Annotated in this window: 16 protein-coding genes, 1 tRNA gene and 1 pseudogene; 13 read left to right on the plus strand and 5 right to left on the minus strand. The window is 40.8% G+C overall.

Annotated elements, in window-relative coordinates:
* Window positions 1-333: 333 nt before the first annotated feature.
* From DW835_RS15670 to DW835_RS17830, 3 genes are all read right to left on the minus strand, one after another.
* Complete coding sequence (locus DW835_RS15670; RefSeq protein WP_118669786.1) at window positions 334-954, minus strand: NUDIX hydrolase; 621 nt, start codon at window positions 952-954, stop codon at window positions 334-336.
* Window positions 955-1,024: 70 nt separating this feature from the next.
* Window positions 1,025-1,801 (minus strand): hypothetical protein, encoded by a 777-nt coding sequence (locus DW835_RS15675; RefSeq protein ID WP_147353734.1) that lies wholly within the window; start codon window positions 1,799-1,801, stop codon window positions 1,025-1,027.
* Between the two features lie 31 nt (window positions 1,802-1,832).
* Entirely contained in the window at window positions 1,833-2,033 is a 201-nt protein-coding gene (locus DW835_RS17830; protein WP_147353735.1) for a hypothetical protein, read from the minus strand.
* Between the two features lie 82 nt (window positions 2,034-2,115).
* Between DW835_RS17830 and DW835_RS18110 the strand changes: the two genes are divergently transcribed.
* The 3 genes from DW835_RS18110 to DW835_RS15685 all read left to right on the plus strand — a co-directional run bounded on the left by DW835_RS18110 (window position 2,116) and on the right by DW835_RS15685 (window position 4,801).
* Complete coding sequence (locus DW835_RS18110; protein WP_182430335.1) at window positions 2,116-2,286, plus strand: hypothetical protein; 171 nt, start codon at window positions 2,116-2,118, stop codon at window positions 2,284-2,286.
* A gap of 100 nt (window positions 2,287-2,386) precedes the next feature.
* A complete protein-coding gene (locus tag DW835_RS15680) occupies window positions 2,387-3,130 on the plus strand; it encodes a plasmid recombination protein (protein ID WP_118669784.1) in 744 nt (247 codons plus the stop codon).
* A gap of 351 nt (window positions 3,131-3,481) precedes the next feature.
* Window positions 3,482-4,801: a tyrosine-type recombinase/integrase gene (locus DW835_RS15685; protein ID WP_118669783.1), complete on the plus strand. Its 1,320-nt coding sequence runs from the start codon at window positions 3,482-3,484 to the stop codon at window positions 4,799-4,801.
* A gap of 67 nt (window positions 4,802-4,868) precedes the next feature.
* On the opposite strand, the gene DW835_RS15690 is transcribed toward DW835_RS15685, so the two are convergent.
* Window positions 4,869-4,952: transfer RNA gene (locus DW835_RS15690), tRNA-Leu, on the minus strand.
* Window positions 4,953-5,197: 245 nt separating this feature from the next.
* Here DW835_RS15690 and DW835_RS15695 point away from each other — a divergent pair.
* The 5 genes from DW835_RS15695 to DW835_RS15715 all read left to right on the plus strand — a co-directional run bounded on the left by DW835_RS15695 (window position 5,198) and on the right by DW835_RS15715 (window position 9,891).
* Window positions 5,198-5,614 carry a C-GCAxxG-C-C family protein gene (locus tag DW835_RS15695; protein WP_118669532.1) on the plus strand — a complete coding sequence of 139 codons (417 nt, stop codon included), beginning with the start codon at window positions 5,198-5,200 and terminating at the stop codon, window positions 5,612-5,614.
* Between the two features lie 12 nt (window positions 5,615-5,626).
* Complete coding sequence (locus DW835_RS15700) at window positions 5,627-6,199, plus strand: TetR/AcrR family transcriptional regulator C-terminal domain-containing protein (RefSeq protein ID WP_118669533.1); 573 nt, start codon at window positions 5,627-5,629, stop codon at window positions 6,197-6,199.
* A gap of 172 nt (window positions 6,200-6,371) precedes the next feature.
* Window positions 6,372-7,517, plus strand: a complete 1,146-nt coding sequence (gene fucO, locus DW835_RS15705; RefSeq protein ID WP_118669534.1) for a lactaldehyde reductase — start codon at window positions 6,372-6,374, stop codon at window positions 7,515-7,517.
* An 87-nt stretch (window positions 7,518-7,604) separates the two neighbouring features.
* Window positions 7,605-8,990, plus strand: a complete 1,386-nt coding sequence (locus DW835_RS15710) for an MFS transporter (protein ID WP_118669535.1) — start codon at window positions 7,605-7,607, stop codon at window positions 8,988-8,990.
* Between the two features lies 1 nt (window position 8,991).
* The gene (locus tag DW835_RS15715; RefSeq protein WP_118669536.1) at window positions 8,992-9,891 is read left to right on the plus strand and encodes an alpha/beta hydrolase; all 900 of its coding nucleotides are present in this window, start codon (window positions 8,992-8,994) and stop codon (window positions 9,889-9,891) included.
* A gap of 91 nt (window positions 9,892-9,982) precedes the next feature.
* On the opposite strand, the gene DW835_RS15720 is transcribed toward DW835_RS15715, so the two are convergent.
* Window positions 9,983-10,684, minus strand: a complete 702-nt coding sequence (locus tag DW835_RS15720; protein WP_243037215.1) for a DUF885 family protein — start codon at window positions 10,682-10,684, stop codon at window positions 9,983-9,985.
* Window positions 10,685-10,831: 147 nt separating this feature from the next.
* On the opposite strand from DW835_RS15720, the gene DW835_RS15725 reads away from it, so the two are divergent.
* From DW835_RS15725 to DW835_RS15740, 5 genes and pseudogenes are all read left to right on the plus strand, one after another.
* Window positions 10,832-11,260 carry a hypothetical protein gene (locus DW835_RS15725; RefSeq protein ID WP_147353736.1) on the plus strand — a complete coding sequence of 143 codons (429 nt, stop codon included), beginning with the start codon at window positions 10,832-10,834 and terminating at the stop codon, window positions 11,258-11,260.
* The gene (locus DW835_RS15730; protein ID WP_118669538.1) at window positions 11,257-11,493 is read left to right on the plus strand and encodes a hypothetical protein; all 237 of its coding nucleotides are present in this window, start codon (window positions 11,257-11,259) and stop codon (window positions 11,491-11,493) included. The genes DW835_RS15725 and DW835_RS15730 overlap by 4 nt, the downstream gene beginning before the upstream one ends.
* Before the next feature lie 91 nt (window positions 11,494-11,584).
* Window positions 11,585-11,752: pseudogene (locus DW835_RS15735) on the plus strand (chromosome partitioning protein ParB); the annotation flags it as partial.
* A 45-nt stretch (window positions 11,753-11,797) separates the two neighbouring features.
* Window positions 11,798-11,953, plus strand: coding sequence for a hypothetical protein (locus DW835_RS18115; RefSeq protein WP_182430336.1), 156 nt, complete (start codon window positions 11,798-11,800; stop codon window positions 11,951-11,953).
* Window positions 11,954-12,526: 573 nt separating this feature from the next.
* On the plus strand, window positions 12,527-14,341 hold the full coding sequence (locus DW835_RS15740; RefSeq protein WP_118731414.1) for a bifunctional homocysteine S-methyltransferase/methylenetetrahydrofolate reductase: 1,815 nt from the start codon (window positions 12,527-12,529) through the stop codon (window positions 14,339-14,341).
* Window positions 14,342-14,352: the final 11 nt, after the last annotated feature.

Consider the following 14,352-nt stretch of genomic DNA (forward strand, 5'->3'; position numbering starts at 1 on the left):
TCCCGAGGAATGCCGGAAACCACGCCGCTCATAAAAGCGGCATTAAATTTAAGGGTAGGCGCAGGATTTGACGTTTACGCTTGAAAGAGTCTCACCCTAATATCATTATTTTTACAAATGAAAAAAGCTCAGGAACACCCTATTCCTGAACTTTTTAAAGTAAAAAATAATGCGGAAGATGGGACTTGAATGAATTTGTACCTCAAAAAATACGATAGAAAGGGGCTTTTCAGCACATCATTTTCAAAAGTAACAAAAAAGTAACAAAACCATCTCCACATTATTTTGAACAAGCCGACAAATTGGGGTTTGTCGGTTTCAACAAACTGGGAACTAATCAAATAAAGCTTCCCACGTATCTGATTGCATGGCTTTAAAACACATCTCAATTTGTTCCCTATTGTTTTTTTCTTCTGCAAGTTTTGGAAGTTCATCAATTCCAAAATAGTCAAAACCTATTGTTTCAATATTAGTTGTAAATTCACCACCAATCACTTCACATTGCATGAATATCTTGCACACCTTATATGCATATATAGGAAGATTATGTTTCTCTCTATCTTGAACTGCAATAACACGTTTTACTATAACATCAAGCCCCGCTTCTTCTTTGACTTCCTTTATTGTATTTTCCTCTGCTGAAATATCGACATCACACCAGCCACCTGGCAATGACCACGTGCCATTAGCTTCATGAACTAACAATATTTTTCCATTCTTAAATATTGCAGCTCTTGTATCAATTTTAGGAGTTTGATATCCTATATCATTGCAGAATAAATCTTTTACTTTATCAATAGATATTTCTGTTTTAAAGCTAATCATTTCGGCTGAAATATCTCGAATTCTTTCATAACGTTCTAAATCAAATTTATCTTTCCCATAAAACAAACCACCTTGAGCAATAGCTTGTAATTCTACCGCCCATTGCAACCACTGTTCGTTTTTATCCATATAAATCACCTCTGCGAATTCTTATTTGTAAAGTTAATTATATCACGCCAAGCTATGAGAATATAGAAAATTATTTTTTAACTTTGATATATGTAATTTCTTGCCCTGTTTCCTCGTTGGTGTATTTCTTTTGGTTGCAGACTTTGGGATTTAGTTCAACGGATTTCATAAAGTTTTCAACATCATCAAGCATGATGTTCTCCACTTCTGCGGTGTCAAGATTTCTGCTACATAAATAGCGGTGCTTTCCTTTGGTGGCGGTAATCATTTCTTTTGTGATGTACTTGGTTATATAACTGCTCACTTTCTGGGTGTCTTCAATTTTTGAAACTGTTGTAAATCCATATCTGAAAGTTTTGGAATTGACATTATAAATCTTCTTCCCGTTCTTTTTTATTCCACTATCTTCAAGTTTTAACCTATCGCAATTTGTACCGATACCATGAAAATGAATTCTCCCAGATTTATGGAATTCTGGAACAAAGATATATTTAAAATCTGGGTTCTGGTCTTTTATATTTTTGAGAAATTGGTGTAATCGTTTATAGCATTTATCATAATCAAAACTATCTACTTGCTTTGGATCAAATGTGATTGTGAAAAATAATCCATTGCTCCAATCGTTAGAAAAAGCATAATTATAGATTTTTTGCTTGGTTCTGCTTAAAGATGACTGCTCGCTATGTTCCTTGCTTTCTTTTGTGCGTTCTTTCTTGGTTGCTTTATTATACTCTACTCCGCCGATTTCTTCATATTCAACATGGGCGGAAGTCCTTTTATTACCCGTTTGAAATGGTATCTTAAAAAGTCGATATTCTTCATGGTTTAAATACTTTACATGCTTCATATTATAAAACTGCGGGGTTTCAAATATGGACTTAAATGCTCTGCTTTTGTAGTATCTCCAAGACGCTTCCTCTTTGGTAATCTTTTGGCTTAATGCCAACTCTTTTATTTTCTATTCCTCTTTTTGTTTCTCTATTATCTCTAATAGTGTCATGTGCGTTCTCCCTTTCTGCTACTCCGCCAAAAATGTTGCCTATGTCAAGTAAGGCAACAAGGCTGTTTATTGGTTTCATTAGGAAGTATGCAAGACCGCTTAAACTTCAAATTGTGCTATATAGCCAAATTTCATATTTTTTATGAAGGGAGGGATTTTACATGAATGAAGATGATATGACATTAGACCAGATAATTGCATTTCATACTTTAATGTGTGAAGCGCAAAAGATAATTGATAGTTGGGATGCCGAGGACGATGCAGACCAATGGGGAGATGATTTTGAGAAGTACAACCGACAAACACCCAGTTACAATGATGATGAAAGATAATTTGAGCCCCACCTTTGCAAAAGGTATAGGGGCTTAGACCTTTACAAGATTTAGAAGCATAGGCGGTCTTGTAAATGGTCGCACAGAGAGGAGGAATTATATGGCTTTATTTTCGTTTCACTGCCAGAACTACAAGGCTGGCGCATTAGTTGGCATTGATGGACACAATAGACGATTGCACAAGAACCACAAAAGCAACCCAGATATTGATAATGAACGCTCTGCCAACAATATAGTATATGTAGCACCGAAAAAGAATGTATATGCGGACTGCAAAGCAATCATAAAAGAAAAAGTAATAGACACAGGGCACAGGGTAAGGAAAGACAGTAATTGGATATGTGAATGTATCTTCTCATATCCCGAAGAACTACCGCCCGACAGAATGGATGACTATTTTGAACTAATCATTAAATACATGGGCGCAAGACTTGGCAAAGACAATGTAATTGAAGCGGTGGCTCACTGCGATGAGGGGGGATTGAACCATCTACATCTTGACATTTTGCTTATAACCCCAGAGGGTCGCTTATCTTCAAAAGCACTCATCACCAGGGAATTTATCCAATCTATACATGATAAACTTCCAATCGTTTTGCAAGCCCATGGTTTTGATGTAGAACGTGGCGCAGTTGGTCATGAGGGCGGACTATCTGCAAAAGAATATAAAAAGCAGATGGAAAGCGAAGCAAAAGAAATCAGCCAAAAAATAGATGAGATGGTTGAAGAACATAACCGCCTACTAGAAATTATTAAAAGGCTACGGGAAATAGCCCAACAACTAGAACTTGGCAACCTAGCCAAAGCACGAGATATAGTATGCCATCATCAAAAGGCCAGATAAATCAATTAAGCAAGCACACAAAACGCTTGCTTTTTTTAATGCCCAAATACTGAAAAATTGATTTTTATTTTTGGTGCTTAAAATGTCAAGGAAAAAATGTAACAAAAATAAAAAAATTATCAATCTCAAAACACTGATTTTCTTTCTGTACATCCCTTTCTTTTTCGTTTTTTATAAGTTCATTCTGCTTTTTTGTGCAATGTGCTGTTCTCAATTTTTGACCTCCAAAAATCAATTATCGAGCATGCTACGATAAGGCTGTAACAAGAACACGCGCGCGAGTTCATAACTTCCAGACGCTTCCCAGAGTTGCAAACTGCAAGCGTTTGGCTTCCGAAAAGGAGGTCGTTTATGAATTCAAATGTATGTAATATCGATGGTGTTAAATGCACGAAAGAAGAGTTGCTAGAAGCAACAGAGAGAGCTATGATTAGTAAGAATGATGTGCTGAAAGAATTAGAACTTATGAAAAGAGAAAAAATTCTTTTAAAGCATACTGAAAAATACAAAATCTGGCTCGCTGACGATGGACGATGGAAAACCAAAATTCCAGACGGTAGCAAATATGGGAAGTTAGTAGCCAGAGCCACAAAAGAGAACCTTGAAAATTTCATTGTTGATTTTTACAAAGCAAAGGAAGAAACAGACAAGATAACAATGGCAACTATTTACCCTAACTTTCTTGAATATAAGTATTTATCTTCGGAAAAAGGCACAGCCAATAAATTGCAGTGGGTTTGGAACACCTATTTTAAAGACAGTACCATTATCAAAGTAGAACTTTCAAAAATGACAGTGGGGGATTTATCAGATTGGCTTTTAGAACTAATAGCAAAACGAAACCTTACCAAAAAGAAATATGTAGAAGTCAAAGGGTTAATGAACCAACTCTATGATTATTGCATTAGTCACAATATGGTGCAGATAAATCTACCACGCCAAATTGCTATGCCTTCAAAAAATGTTTTCTTTGAAGCAAAAGCAAAGCCAGAAGAAGAAATTATATATTCCAGCACCACCAAAAGCGACGTTATCAAAGAAGCACTTGCACAATTTGAAAAAACAAAAAACACCGCTTATTTAGCAATCTGTTTAAATTTCAATCTTGCTCTGCGTATTGGCGAACTTGTGGCACTTCGTGAAAGTGATATTGACGGAGATACTATTCATATTAGCAGAGGTGAGGTCAAAAACTACACCAAAGATGAAAATGGTAAAATTGTCCGCAATGGCTACAAAGTTGCACAACACCCCAAAACCGATGCAGGCATTAGAACCTTGGTTTTAACACCAGACGCCAAAAAATATATTAAAATGGCACTTGATGAAAACAAAACCAATGGGCGAAGTGATGAAGATTATATTTTTCTTAGTAAGTCTGGAAAAAGAATGCATGAATATGCTGTGAATAATGTACTTCGTAGATGTAATGGCGTAAGAAATGAAAAAGACCGCTTCATTATCTCTGGTAAACCTAGCGGAAATCACGCAATCAGAAAAACCTGTATCTCTGAACTGCATGACAGCCAATTATTACCAGATAGAATGATTTCCGATTTTGCTGGTCACAAGGATATATCAACCACTCAAAAATATTATATTCACTCTGTTACTCCACTCACAGAAAAAGCGGATGTATTCGCCAAGGTTTTCGGGTCAAAGGCAATGTAACAAAGTGTAACAAAAATAGCAAAAGAAAAAAGCCTTGAAAATTCAAGGCTTTTTATTAAAAACGTAATGCGGAAGATGGGACTTGAACCCACACGGTATTGCTACCACAAGATCCTTAGTCTTGCTCGTCTGCCAATTCCGACACTTCCGCATAGCGACACAAAATAATTACTATCTCGCATCACGCAAGAATGATAATAACATCTTCCCACAGCAATGTCAACATGATTTTGAAATTTGTAGGAATTATTTATACACTTAGAACAGTTTGGGAGAAATGTAAAGATAGAAAATTATGACGATGGCGTCTTAGATTTATTTCTGATATAATACATAACAGAAAATACACTACAGATGATTATTGGAAAAATATAAACAGAAGAAGGAACAACAGTTATGGAATCAAGAGTAGAAAAAGCAGCAGAAAGAAAAATGTGTGGCTACAATTGTGCGCAGGCAGTGGCATGCACGTATTGTGATCTGGCGGGAATTGATGAAGAGACGGCTAGGAATCTTACCCAGGGCTTTGCGGCAGGTATCGGTGGCAGCATGGAAGCCACCTGCGGAGCTGTCATCGGAGCGGTCAATGTACTGGGACTGATCAATAAAAATCCGCAGCAGACCATGCAAGGGTCCAGAAGGATAATTCAGAGCTTCAAGGAGCAGAACGGAACCGTGATCTGTAAGGAATTAAAAGGCATCAACGATGGCATTGTAAAGAGAGAATGCATCGACTGCGTCAGAGATGCAGCGGCTTTACTGGAAGCAGAATTACCGGAAAGCTATGGAAAGTCGAAACCGGTAGTACCATAGAGGTGTGACAGCATGAGTACAAAAGAAACTTCAGCGGATAAAACAAAATACCGCCTGGCGGAAGCGGCGAAAAAGTGTATGGCAGCTTCCGGCACCGATGCCATGACCGTGACGCAGATCGTGCAGACCTGCGGCGTGACGAGGCAGACTTTTTACCGGAACTTCCAGGACAAATATGACCTGATCAACTGGTATTTCGACAAGCTCTTACTGGAATCTTTTGCCCAGATGGGAGACGGACTTACTGTATACGAAGGACTGACCAGAAAGTTTGAATTCATTCAAAATGAGAGAGTCTTTTTTGCTGGGGCATTCCGATCGGATGATCATAATTCTCTAAAGGAACATGACTACGAGCTGATCCTGAATTTCTATACACAGCTGATCAGGCGTAAGACCGGCAGACAGCCTGAAGAGAACCTTTTATTTCCCTTGCAGCTTTATTGCAGAGGATCTATTGATATGACTGTGGAATGGATTTTCGCTCCGAGGGAGAGAACGCCGGAGCAGATGGCGGCGCTGTTGGTAAGTGCACTTCCTATGCCGGTGACAGAATTATTTCAGCAGTTGGGTGTATTGCGGTAGTGAAAAAATCACCAAAAATATTTGTGAAAAATTACTAAAATAGATGTACACATTGTGAACTTTCTGTAAAAAGTGACAGTCGGGGCAAACTGTCACTTTCTTTATGCGATGTTTGCAGTTAGAATAAAATTATCAATAAGATTGTTTTTATGTCGAAAGGAGATTATGTATCATGGCAAACAGAATTATGCTCAACCAGACCTCTTATCACGGTGCAGGAGCAATTGCAGAAATCGTAACCGAAGCAAAGGCTCATGCTTTTCAGAAGGCATTCGTATGTTCCGATCCCGACCTGATCAAGTTCGGTGTGACCGGAAAAGTAACCGGACTGCTTGACAAAGAAGGTCTTGCTTATGAAATTTATTCCGATATTAAGGCTAATCCTACTATTGACAATGTGAAAAACGGTGTGGCTGCTTTCAAGGCATCCGGTGCAGATTATATCATCGCCATCGGTGGTGGTTCTTCCATGGATACCTCCAAAGCCATCGGTATCATCATTGCCAACCCTGAATTCGAAGATGTACGCAGCCTGGAAGGCGTAGCACCTACCAAGAAACCCTGTGTACCCATCATCGCAGTACCCACCACAGCCGGTACCGCAGCTGAGGTTACGATCAACTACGTTATCACCGATGTAGAGCGCAAGCGTAAATTCGTCTGTGTAGATCCTCATGACATGCCCATCATCGCTGTGGTAGATCCCGAGATGATGTCTTCTATGCCCAAGGGACTGACTGCTTCTACCGGTATGGATGCTCTGACCCATGCAATCGAAGGTTACACCACCAAGGCGGCATGGGAGATGACCGATATGTTCCACCTGAAGGCAATCGAGATCATTTCCAAGTCCCTGCGCGGCGCTGTAGCCAATACCAAGGAAGGCCGTGAAGGCATGGCTCTGGGCCAGTACATTGCAGGTATGGGCTTCTCCAACGTAGGTCTTGGTATTGCCCATTCCATGGCACATACGCTGGGTGCTGTCTATGATACCCCTCATGGTGTAGCCTGCGCAATGATGCTCCCCATCGTTATGGAGTACAATGCTGACTGCACCGGTGAAAAGTATCGTGAGATCGCTCGTGCTATGGGAGTGGAAGGTGTAGACCAGATGGATCAGGCAACCTATCGTAAGGCTGCTGTAGATGCCGTTCGCAAGCTGTCCGAGGATGTAGGAATTCCTTCCAAGCTGGAAGCACTGAAGGAAGAGGATCTTCCTTTCCTGGCAGAGTCCGCACATGCAGATGCCTGCGCACCCGGTAACCCCAAGGATGCAAGTGTAGAGGATCTGACCGCATTGTTCCGCAAGCTAATGTAATCATTAAATTATTCTCTCATTGACGGTACAATTATATCTGGTATACATGGTATATGTACTATATAATTTATTGTGGAGGAAATTATAATGACACTCGAAAAAAGAAAAGAAAAAGAACAAAAAGAACTAACCAGGCTGCGAAAGATTAATCAAAAGCCGCAAACTGCGAAGTACATCAAATGGATATTCGTACTCGTAATACTTGTACATGTTATTGATGAGATTGCTTCGAACTGTGCAGCTTATGTACAATCATCTGTCGTTAATGACTTTTTTGTTGTCGGACAGGGCATGACCTATGAGAATGGTCTGGCTGTGCTGGCTTCCTTTAGTGGGGTAACACTTCTGCTTCAGCTTGTGGCACCATTCTACAAATCACTGGCGGACAGATTTGGCCGTAAACCGTTCCTTGTGATCAACACTTATGGTATGGCACTTGGATTAGGCTTATGCTTTGTGTCTAAGTCTTTCGGTTCCTATATTATCGGAACAATGATCACTACATTTTTCATTGCACATGATATGCAGGTTGTTTATATTCTTGAAGTTGCTCCTTCAGATAAGAGAACACGTTTCTACGGTATCACGAAATGCATCGGTACTCTGGGACTGGCACTTGTGCCACTGTTTCGAGGAATCTTTATGGGCAACGATCCGACAAAGTGGCGTATGGTATTCTTCGTACCGGTACTGATCGCGATTGCAATTGCAACACTCTGTCTGTTAACTGCCAGAGAGACAAAGGTATACCTTGCAGAAAGAATCAGTGTTCTGGAACGTCCGCTGGAAGAGAGAATTGCTGAAAAAGAAGCTGCAAAAGAGCAGAAGAAATCCGCCAACAAAGTTGGAATGTGGGCTACCATCAAACTGCTCCTTAGACATAAGGATCTGCGTTGGTTAGTACTTTGTGCAAACTTATATATGTTCTCTACTATGGCGATGACAGGTTATTATGAATCAATCATGACAACAAACGGAATGGCTACAGAAGAAGTTACAAAAGCACTGTTTGCATTCCCATTCATGTTTGCAGCGTTGTTACTGCTTTGTGGTTTCATGGGAGACAGTCTTGGAAGAAAGAAAACAGCAGTTATCATGGGTTCAACTTCCATCATTGCATTTATGCTTTTTGCATTAGGATGTAAAAACGGCTGGGGTGCAATCCCGGTAGGTCTTCTTTATGGTCTCTACCTTGGTTCTTATTATCAGGTTGGAGATTACATGTGGATCATGGCTGCAGAGAAGGCACCAACGGAAAACAGAGCATCTTCAACAGCTGCGATCACTCTGTTATCTTATGTGGGTCTGTTTACAGGATTAATCCTTCTGACAGTTATGCTGGCTGGTGGCATGGCTATTACGACAGCCTGTCTCATCATCACAATGCCTACATTGATCACTTCCATGATTCTTCTGATGACAAAGGTGAAAGAAACAAAAGGTACAGATTTGGAAAGCGTAGGAAGAGAATAAAATGCGTCCGGATTTATTACTCCGTTATTTGAGAAAGAAACAGATCAAAGATAATAAAAAACGTTTTGAACAAAAGAATCTGCAGTTTTCTGTAGATAGCCTATATGACTTAAACTATATGGGAGATTCCAATCCTGATCACAATCTGGATATACATAGTCCGCAGAATACAGTCGGTGAACTGCCGGTTCTTCTGGTGATCCATGGGGGTGGTTATACCCAGTGTGAAAAATTTGTTAACGACGCATACAGTAAAGTTTTTGCAGAGAAAGGATACCGTGTCGTTAATATGAATTATTCGCTTCAGCCGGAAGCTGATTTTATCGAAGTAATGCGTGAGATATTTGCGGCACTTCACTGGATTGAGGCGAATGCACAAAATTATGGCTTTGACTGTTCCCGCTTATTTGTAACAGGTGACAGTGCGGGTGGCCATTATGCAATGCTGGTAGCTGCAATTCAAAAGAGTGTACAGCTGCAGGAGTATTATCAGATACGTCCGGTTGATTCCGGGATCCGTGGGGTGGTTGCCAACTGCCCTATGACGGAGTTATATACAGCAAAAGACGGCAAAGATACGACAAGTCGTTTTCTTCGCAAATATGTCCTTAAAGATCATGTGAACGATGAGACATATATAAAGAATATATCCATTCCATATTTGCTGGATAAAACGGACTTATCAGGCATTATGATCATTACATCTAAGACAGATCCGTTACTTTATGAGGAAGACTGCAGGCTTCATAAGATTTTTGTTGATGCAGGGGTTTCACACGTATACAAAGAGTATGTCGGAAGAGAACATGTATTAGGCCATGTATTTAATGTATTAGATCCTGATTGGGAAGAGTCGCAGGAAGCGTGTCAGGATATGTGCGAGTATTTTTCAAAGTGCTAAGTTTAAATTCCTGAAAGAGAATTTTATAAAGACGATAGCAAGAACCGGGTGACTTAAAAAGCACCCGGTTCTTGCTATTTCAACCAAAATCCTACTCTATATATGTGTAATAAGCCGGCAGATATTTTTCAATCAGATCAAATGGTGCAGGTCCGATGGAGAGCACTGCCTGGTGGAAGGATTTGTCATTATAATTATTAATATTGAGAAGCTTTGTTTCTGTTTTTAATTCTTCAAATTCCAGAAAACCAATATAATACTTCAGATAATGAGTTGGTTCTTCTACAATAAGCTCAAAAATATTTTCGATTGCTTCATCATTGTTGATCCCGTAATTATTCCAGAATTCTCTGGTGTCTTCAATCGTCCACTCTTTGTAATGGATACCAATGTCGGTGGATGCATAGAGACTTAAGGTGGCATCCTGATTTAATTCCATTAAAGTCGCTACATCTTCATTCAGAGTGGCATAATGGTAAGAATGCAGCTCGGCATAAGTAGCCCAGCCTTCAACATAACCGGAATAATTGAGCAGTGAGCGTACCGGCTGGATGCCGGACTGATACGTCATAACTGTCTGATAGAGATGCCCAGGGAATCCTTCGTGAGCAAGTGTGGTAAAATAAGAAATGTCAGACGTATCCGTTGTTTCATTTATGTAGATAGAGTTATTGGAATAATCATCAATTGGTGTAACTACGTAATAGGCGGGAGCCAGATAATCGGCTACGCAGTCATCAATATAACTGACTGTAAAATTCGTATCAGGTGGAGCTGGAAAATCAGCAAGCATCCACGCTTTTAGACAGTAGGGCTCACGGCGGACCATTGACCTGTGGAAGAAATGAATGCAAAAGTAGAAGCGTATAATCTTTTTTATCAGCGATTTGAGGATGTGCGAGGACCATTGGAAATCCCTGCAAAGTAAGATAAAAGTTCAATGAAAGAATTTGAAAAATCGTTTCAGGGAAGATTATCCTGTTATAGTGTTAATACAAGAGGTAAATTTATTCGTTCATACAGTTCACTGGAGGAAGCGAAAAAGGGAGCTATGTATTGGCTTAAGGTCTGGGGAGGTATTGACAGCGAGAATGTCATTCCGCATGGAAGTATCCGCTATGATGCATTTGAGATTCACAAACGGGAGCTTCGTGCGGCTGAATTGTATATGACTTTTATTACAAGATATGCAGATGTTATTGAGGTGATCAAAAAATATGATTATCCGGGAAATGCTGTAGATGAAGTGGCAGAGGTACTTGGAATTACCAGAGACGAGGTTGGATTCATATACGGTTTGTTTGATCCGGTATTGTTTTCTACTTCAAGACTCCAGACAATAAAGAAAATGCTAGGAGAAAATCTATGAGATATTATAATTTCGCACTGTATGCAAGTGCAGAACAGATAAGAGAGAATACAACAATTAATCTTCGGGAATACGCTTATGAGAATACTTATGCTGCTTTAAATAATTATATGTATAAAAGACTAGATAATTATATATATTTTTATGCATATCGTGAGGAGGGAAATACAACTTTTGCAGTTTATGCGTATGATGAAAAGAAAGTTGTGTTTGGTCAGCAAATATATAATTAATCTTCTGAAGAAATATAGGAATGAATGTCTGTTCATTTTTACCTATAATATGGATAATCCTGGATTTTCATATCAGATATTGCCTGAGATAGAAAAATATGTAGTTCCGGTAATGCTTGTGATAAGGGAATTGGATGATGATCAGGCAGTTGTGGCAATGGTTGACTCTAACCTGCATAGAGAGAATCTGAAGCCAAGTGAGAAAGCATTTGCATATAAGATGAAGCTGGATGCAATGAAGCATCAGGGAAAGCGGACAGCAGAAAAAAAGCATTAGTTTTAAATGAAAGGGAGGGTGCGGTTGATGGCTGATGTATTACTGAAGACTGAAAAATTAAGCAGAAAATTTGCACAGGGAAATACAGGGAATACCGTATTAAACGAAGTAGATATAGAAATCTATCAGGATGATTTTACGTATATCAATAAGCTGGGGGGCTTTTTGTGCTCCACGTCTTAATGAGTTATATTCCAAGATTATTCAATATATGTAAGGGACGATATAGACACATTTACCCGTTGTAGCCAATCCCCATATCACCTCGGCTTTACCAACGAGCCACTGCGCAGCTGTTACGCTCCTGACACGACAGAAGAAGTAACTGATAAGTCAGTTTGGTGTAAATAGTATAAAAACATTGGATTCCGTACAAAAAAGTTCCGAAATCAGGAATTTTTGTACGGAATTTCTTTTATTTGCAACTTGGCGAAAATAAAGCATTTTTATAATACAAAATTACCTGCTTTTGTATTTTTTTCGCCGATATTGGTGTTTTAAATACAAGAAAATTCGTAGGAATCTGCAAGGCACTTTTACATTAGCTTTTTACAGTCATCATTAAATTTGCTACTGTTTTTCTGAAAAATAATATGGTATGCTGTAACTATTCAGAGCAAAAAGTAAGCTCTGAAAGAGCGGTTTTGCGAATGTGGTTCTGAATAGTTACGGAAGCTGATTAACGAGCAGGCTTGCGGAAGCAGACCTGCTCGTTTTGACAGAGGAGAGTTGTGAAAAGACGAAAAGGATATGATCATGAATAATACAAAACATACCAAAGAACAGATCCGTGAAAGAATCCAACAGAAAAAGATTCTGTTTGACGGAGCTTTCGGCACTTATTACGGAGGAAAACACGACACGAGGCAGCTACCGGAGCTGGCGAATCTGGAGGCTCCGGAGCGGGTAAAGGAGATCCACAGAGAGTATCTGGAAGCAGGAGCACAGATTTTACGAACCAATACCTTTGCTGCTAACAGCTTCTGCATGGATATACCCCGGGAACAGATCGGAGAGACACTGCGCAGTGGGCTTCGACTGGCAAGGGAAGCAGTGGCAGAGTGGAGAGAGACCACCGGAGAGACGAAAGAGATCTACATAGCGGCGGACATTGGCCAGATTCCAGGGGAGGCCATGGCACAGAAAGATGCTTTAAGCAGAGAATATGAAGAAATTTGTAATATTTTTCTGGAAGAGGGAGCGGACTTTTTTGTCTTTGAAACTTTTTCCGAGATGGAAGAGCTCCTGCCTGCGATCAAAATGATCGGGGAACAGGCATTTATTACGGTACAATTCTCTGTAAACCAGTTCGGCTACAGCAATGCAGGATTAAGTGCCAGAAAGCTTTTACAGAGAGCGGGTGAGGCAAAGGAGATCGATGCCGTGGGCTTTAACTGCGGTGTGGGTCCGTCCCATATGCACCGGATCCTGCAGATACTGGAAAAACCGGAAGGAAAACTTCTCACAGCCCTTCCCAATGCGGGGTATCCTCAGATGGTCACCGGCCGTATGCTCTTCACCGGGGATAACAAAGACTATTTTGTGGACAGAATGCAGCAGATGACTGCCCTTGGAGTGGATATGGCAGGCGGCTGCTGCGGTACGACACCGGAATATATCGCGGAGCTTGCCGGAAAGCTGGATCTGACCCAGTACCCACAGGCAAAAAAAGACACAGAACCGGAGAAACAGCAGGCACCGAAGGAAGACCGTTCTTTTTATCATACCAAAGAGGCGGAGGGCAGGAACCGAAAGCTGATCGCCGTGGAACTGGCACCTCCCATGGGAATCGATGACGAAAAACTGATGGATGCGGCACATCTGCTACAGAAGAGCGGAGTGGATGTGCTGACTTTCCCGGATTCCCCTTCGGGACGTACCAGAGCGGATTCTATTCTCATGGCGGAAAAAGTAGCGCGGGAGACCGGTATGTGTGTCATGCCCCATATCTGTTGCCGGGATAAAAATGCCATCGCTATGCGCTCCCAGTTATTAGGAGCTTATATCAATGGGATTCACAATTTCCTTGTGATCACCGGTGATCCGATCCCCTCCATGGTGCGTACCACGGTAAAGAGTGTGTTCAATTTTGACTCCGTAGGTCTCATGCAGATCCTTGCGGACATGAACGAGGAGCAGTTCACGCAGGCACCGGTAAGCTACGGCGGAGCCATCAATCAGGGCAGGCGTAATCTTGAAGTGGAGATCGGCAGAGTGAAGAAGAAAATGGCGGCAGGAGCCACATTTTTCCTGACGCAGCCCATATCCACGAAGGAGAGCGCGGACAGAGTGCGCCGGATCAAAGAGGAGACCGGAGCAAGGATTCTCTGCGGGATCATGCCTTTCGTGAGTCTTAAAAATGCCACCTTTATGAAGAACGAGATGGCAGGCATCGACGTGACGGACGAAGTACTGGCAAGATACCGGGCGGACATGACCAGAGAAGAGGGAGAGCAGGCCGGTGTGCAGCTTGCAAAGGAAGTAATCACCATGACGGAGGATTTTGCGGACGGCTATTATTTCTCCTTTCCCTTCAACCGGGTGGCCATGCTGGAAAAAATACTCAATTAATGGGATTTTTT

The sequence above is a fragment of the Clostridium sp. AM34-9AC genome (assembly GCF_003480225.1).
GTDB classification, from domain to species: Bacteria; Bacillota; Clostridia; order Lachnospirales; family Lachnospiraceae; genus Acetatifactor; species Acetatifactor acetigignens.

What these genes read in the sequence shown, in the direction of transcription:
- DW835_RS15670 (WP_118669786.1), bottom strand. Translation starts at nt 954, where the DNA reads ATGGATAAAAACGAACAGTGGTTGCAATGGGCGGTAGAATTACAAGCT.
- DW835_RS15675 (WP_147353734.1), bottom strand. Translation starts at nt 1,801, where the DNA reads ATGAAGCATGTAAAGTATTTAAACCATGAAGAATATCGACTTTTTAAG.
- DW835_RS17830 (WP_147353735.1), bottom strand. Translation starts at nt 2,033, where the DNA reads ATGAAACCAATAAACAGCCTTGTTGCCTTACTTGACATAGGCAACATT.
- DW835_RS18110 (WP_182430335.1), top strand. Translation starts at nt 2,116, where the DNA reads ATGAATGAAGATGATATGACATTAGACCAGATAATTGCATTTCATACT.
- DW835_RS15680 (WP_118669784.1), top strand. Translation starts at nt 2,387, where the DNA reads ATGGCTTTATTTTCGTTTCACTGCCAGAACTACAAGGCTGGCGCATTA.
- DW835_RS15685 (WP_118669783.1), top strand. Translation starts at nt 3,482, where the DNA reads ATGAATTCAAATGTATGTAATATCGATGGTGTTAAATGCACGAAAGAA.
- DW835_RS15695 (WP_118669532.1), top strand. Translation starts at nt 5,198, where the DNA reads ATGGAATCAAGAGTAGAAAAAGCAGCAGAAAGAAAAATGTGTGGCTAC.
- DW835_RS15700 (WP_118669533.1), top strand. Translation starts at nt 5,627, where the DNA reads ATGAGTACAAAAGAAACTTCAGCGGATAAAACAAAATACCGCCTGGCG.
- fucO (WP_118669534.1), top strand. Translation starts at nt 6,372, where the DNA reads ATGGCAAACAGAATTATGCTCAACCAGACCTCTTATCACGGTGCAGGA.
- DW835_RS15710 (WP_118669535.1), top strand. Translation starts at nt 7,605, where the DNA reads ATGACACTCGAAAAAAGAAAAGAAAAAGAACAAAAAGAACTAACCAGG.
- DW835_RS15715 (WP_118669536.1), top strand. Translation starts at nt 8,992, where the DNA reads ATGCGTCCGGATTTATTACTCCGTTATTTGAGAAAGAAACAGATCAAA.
- DW835_RS15720 (WP_243037215.1), bottom strand. Translation starts at nt 10,684, where the DNA reads ATGCTTGCTGATTTTCCAGCTCCACCTGATACGAATTTTACAGTCAGT.
- DW835_RS15725 (WP_147353736.1), top strand. Translation starts at nt 10,832, where the DNA reads ATGAAAGAATTTGAAAAATCGTTTCAGGGAAGATTATCCTGTTATAGT.
- DW835_RS15730 (WP_118669538.1), top strand. Translation starts at nt 11,257, where the DNA reads ATGAGATATTATAATTTCGCACTGTATGCAAGTGCAGAACAGATAAGA.
- DW835_RS18115 (WP_182430336.1), top strand. Translation starts at nt 11,798, where the DNA reads ATGGCTGATGTATTACTGAAGACTGAAAAATTAAGCAGAAAATTTGCA.
- DW835_RS15740 (WP_118731414.1), top strand. Translation starts at nt 12,527, where the DNA reads ATGAATAATACAAAACATACCAAAGAACAGATCCGTGAAAGAATCCAA.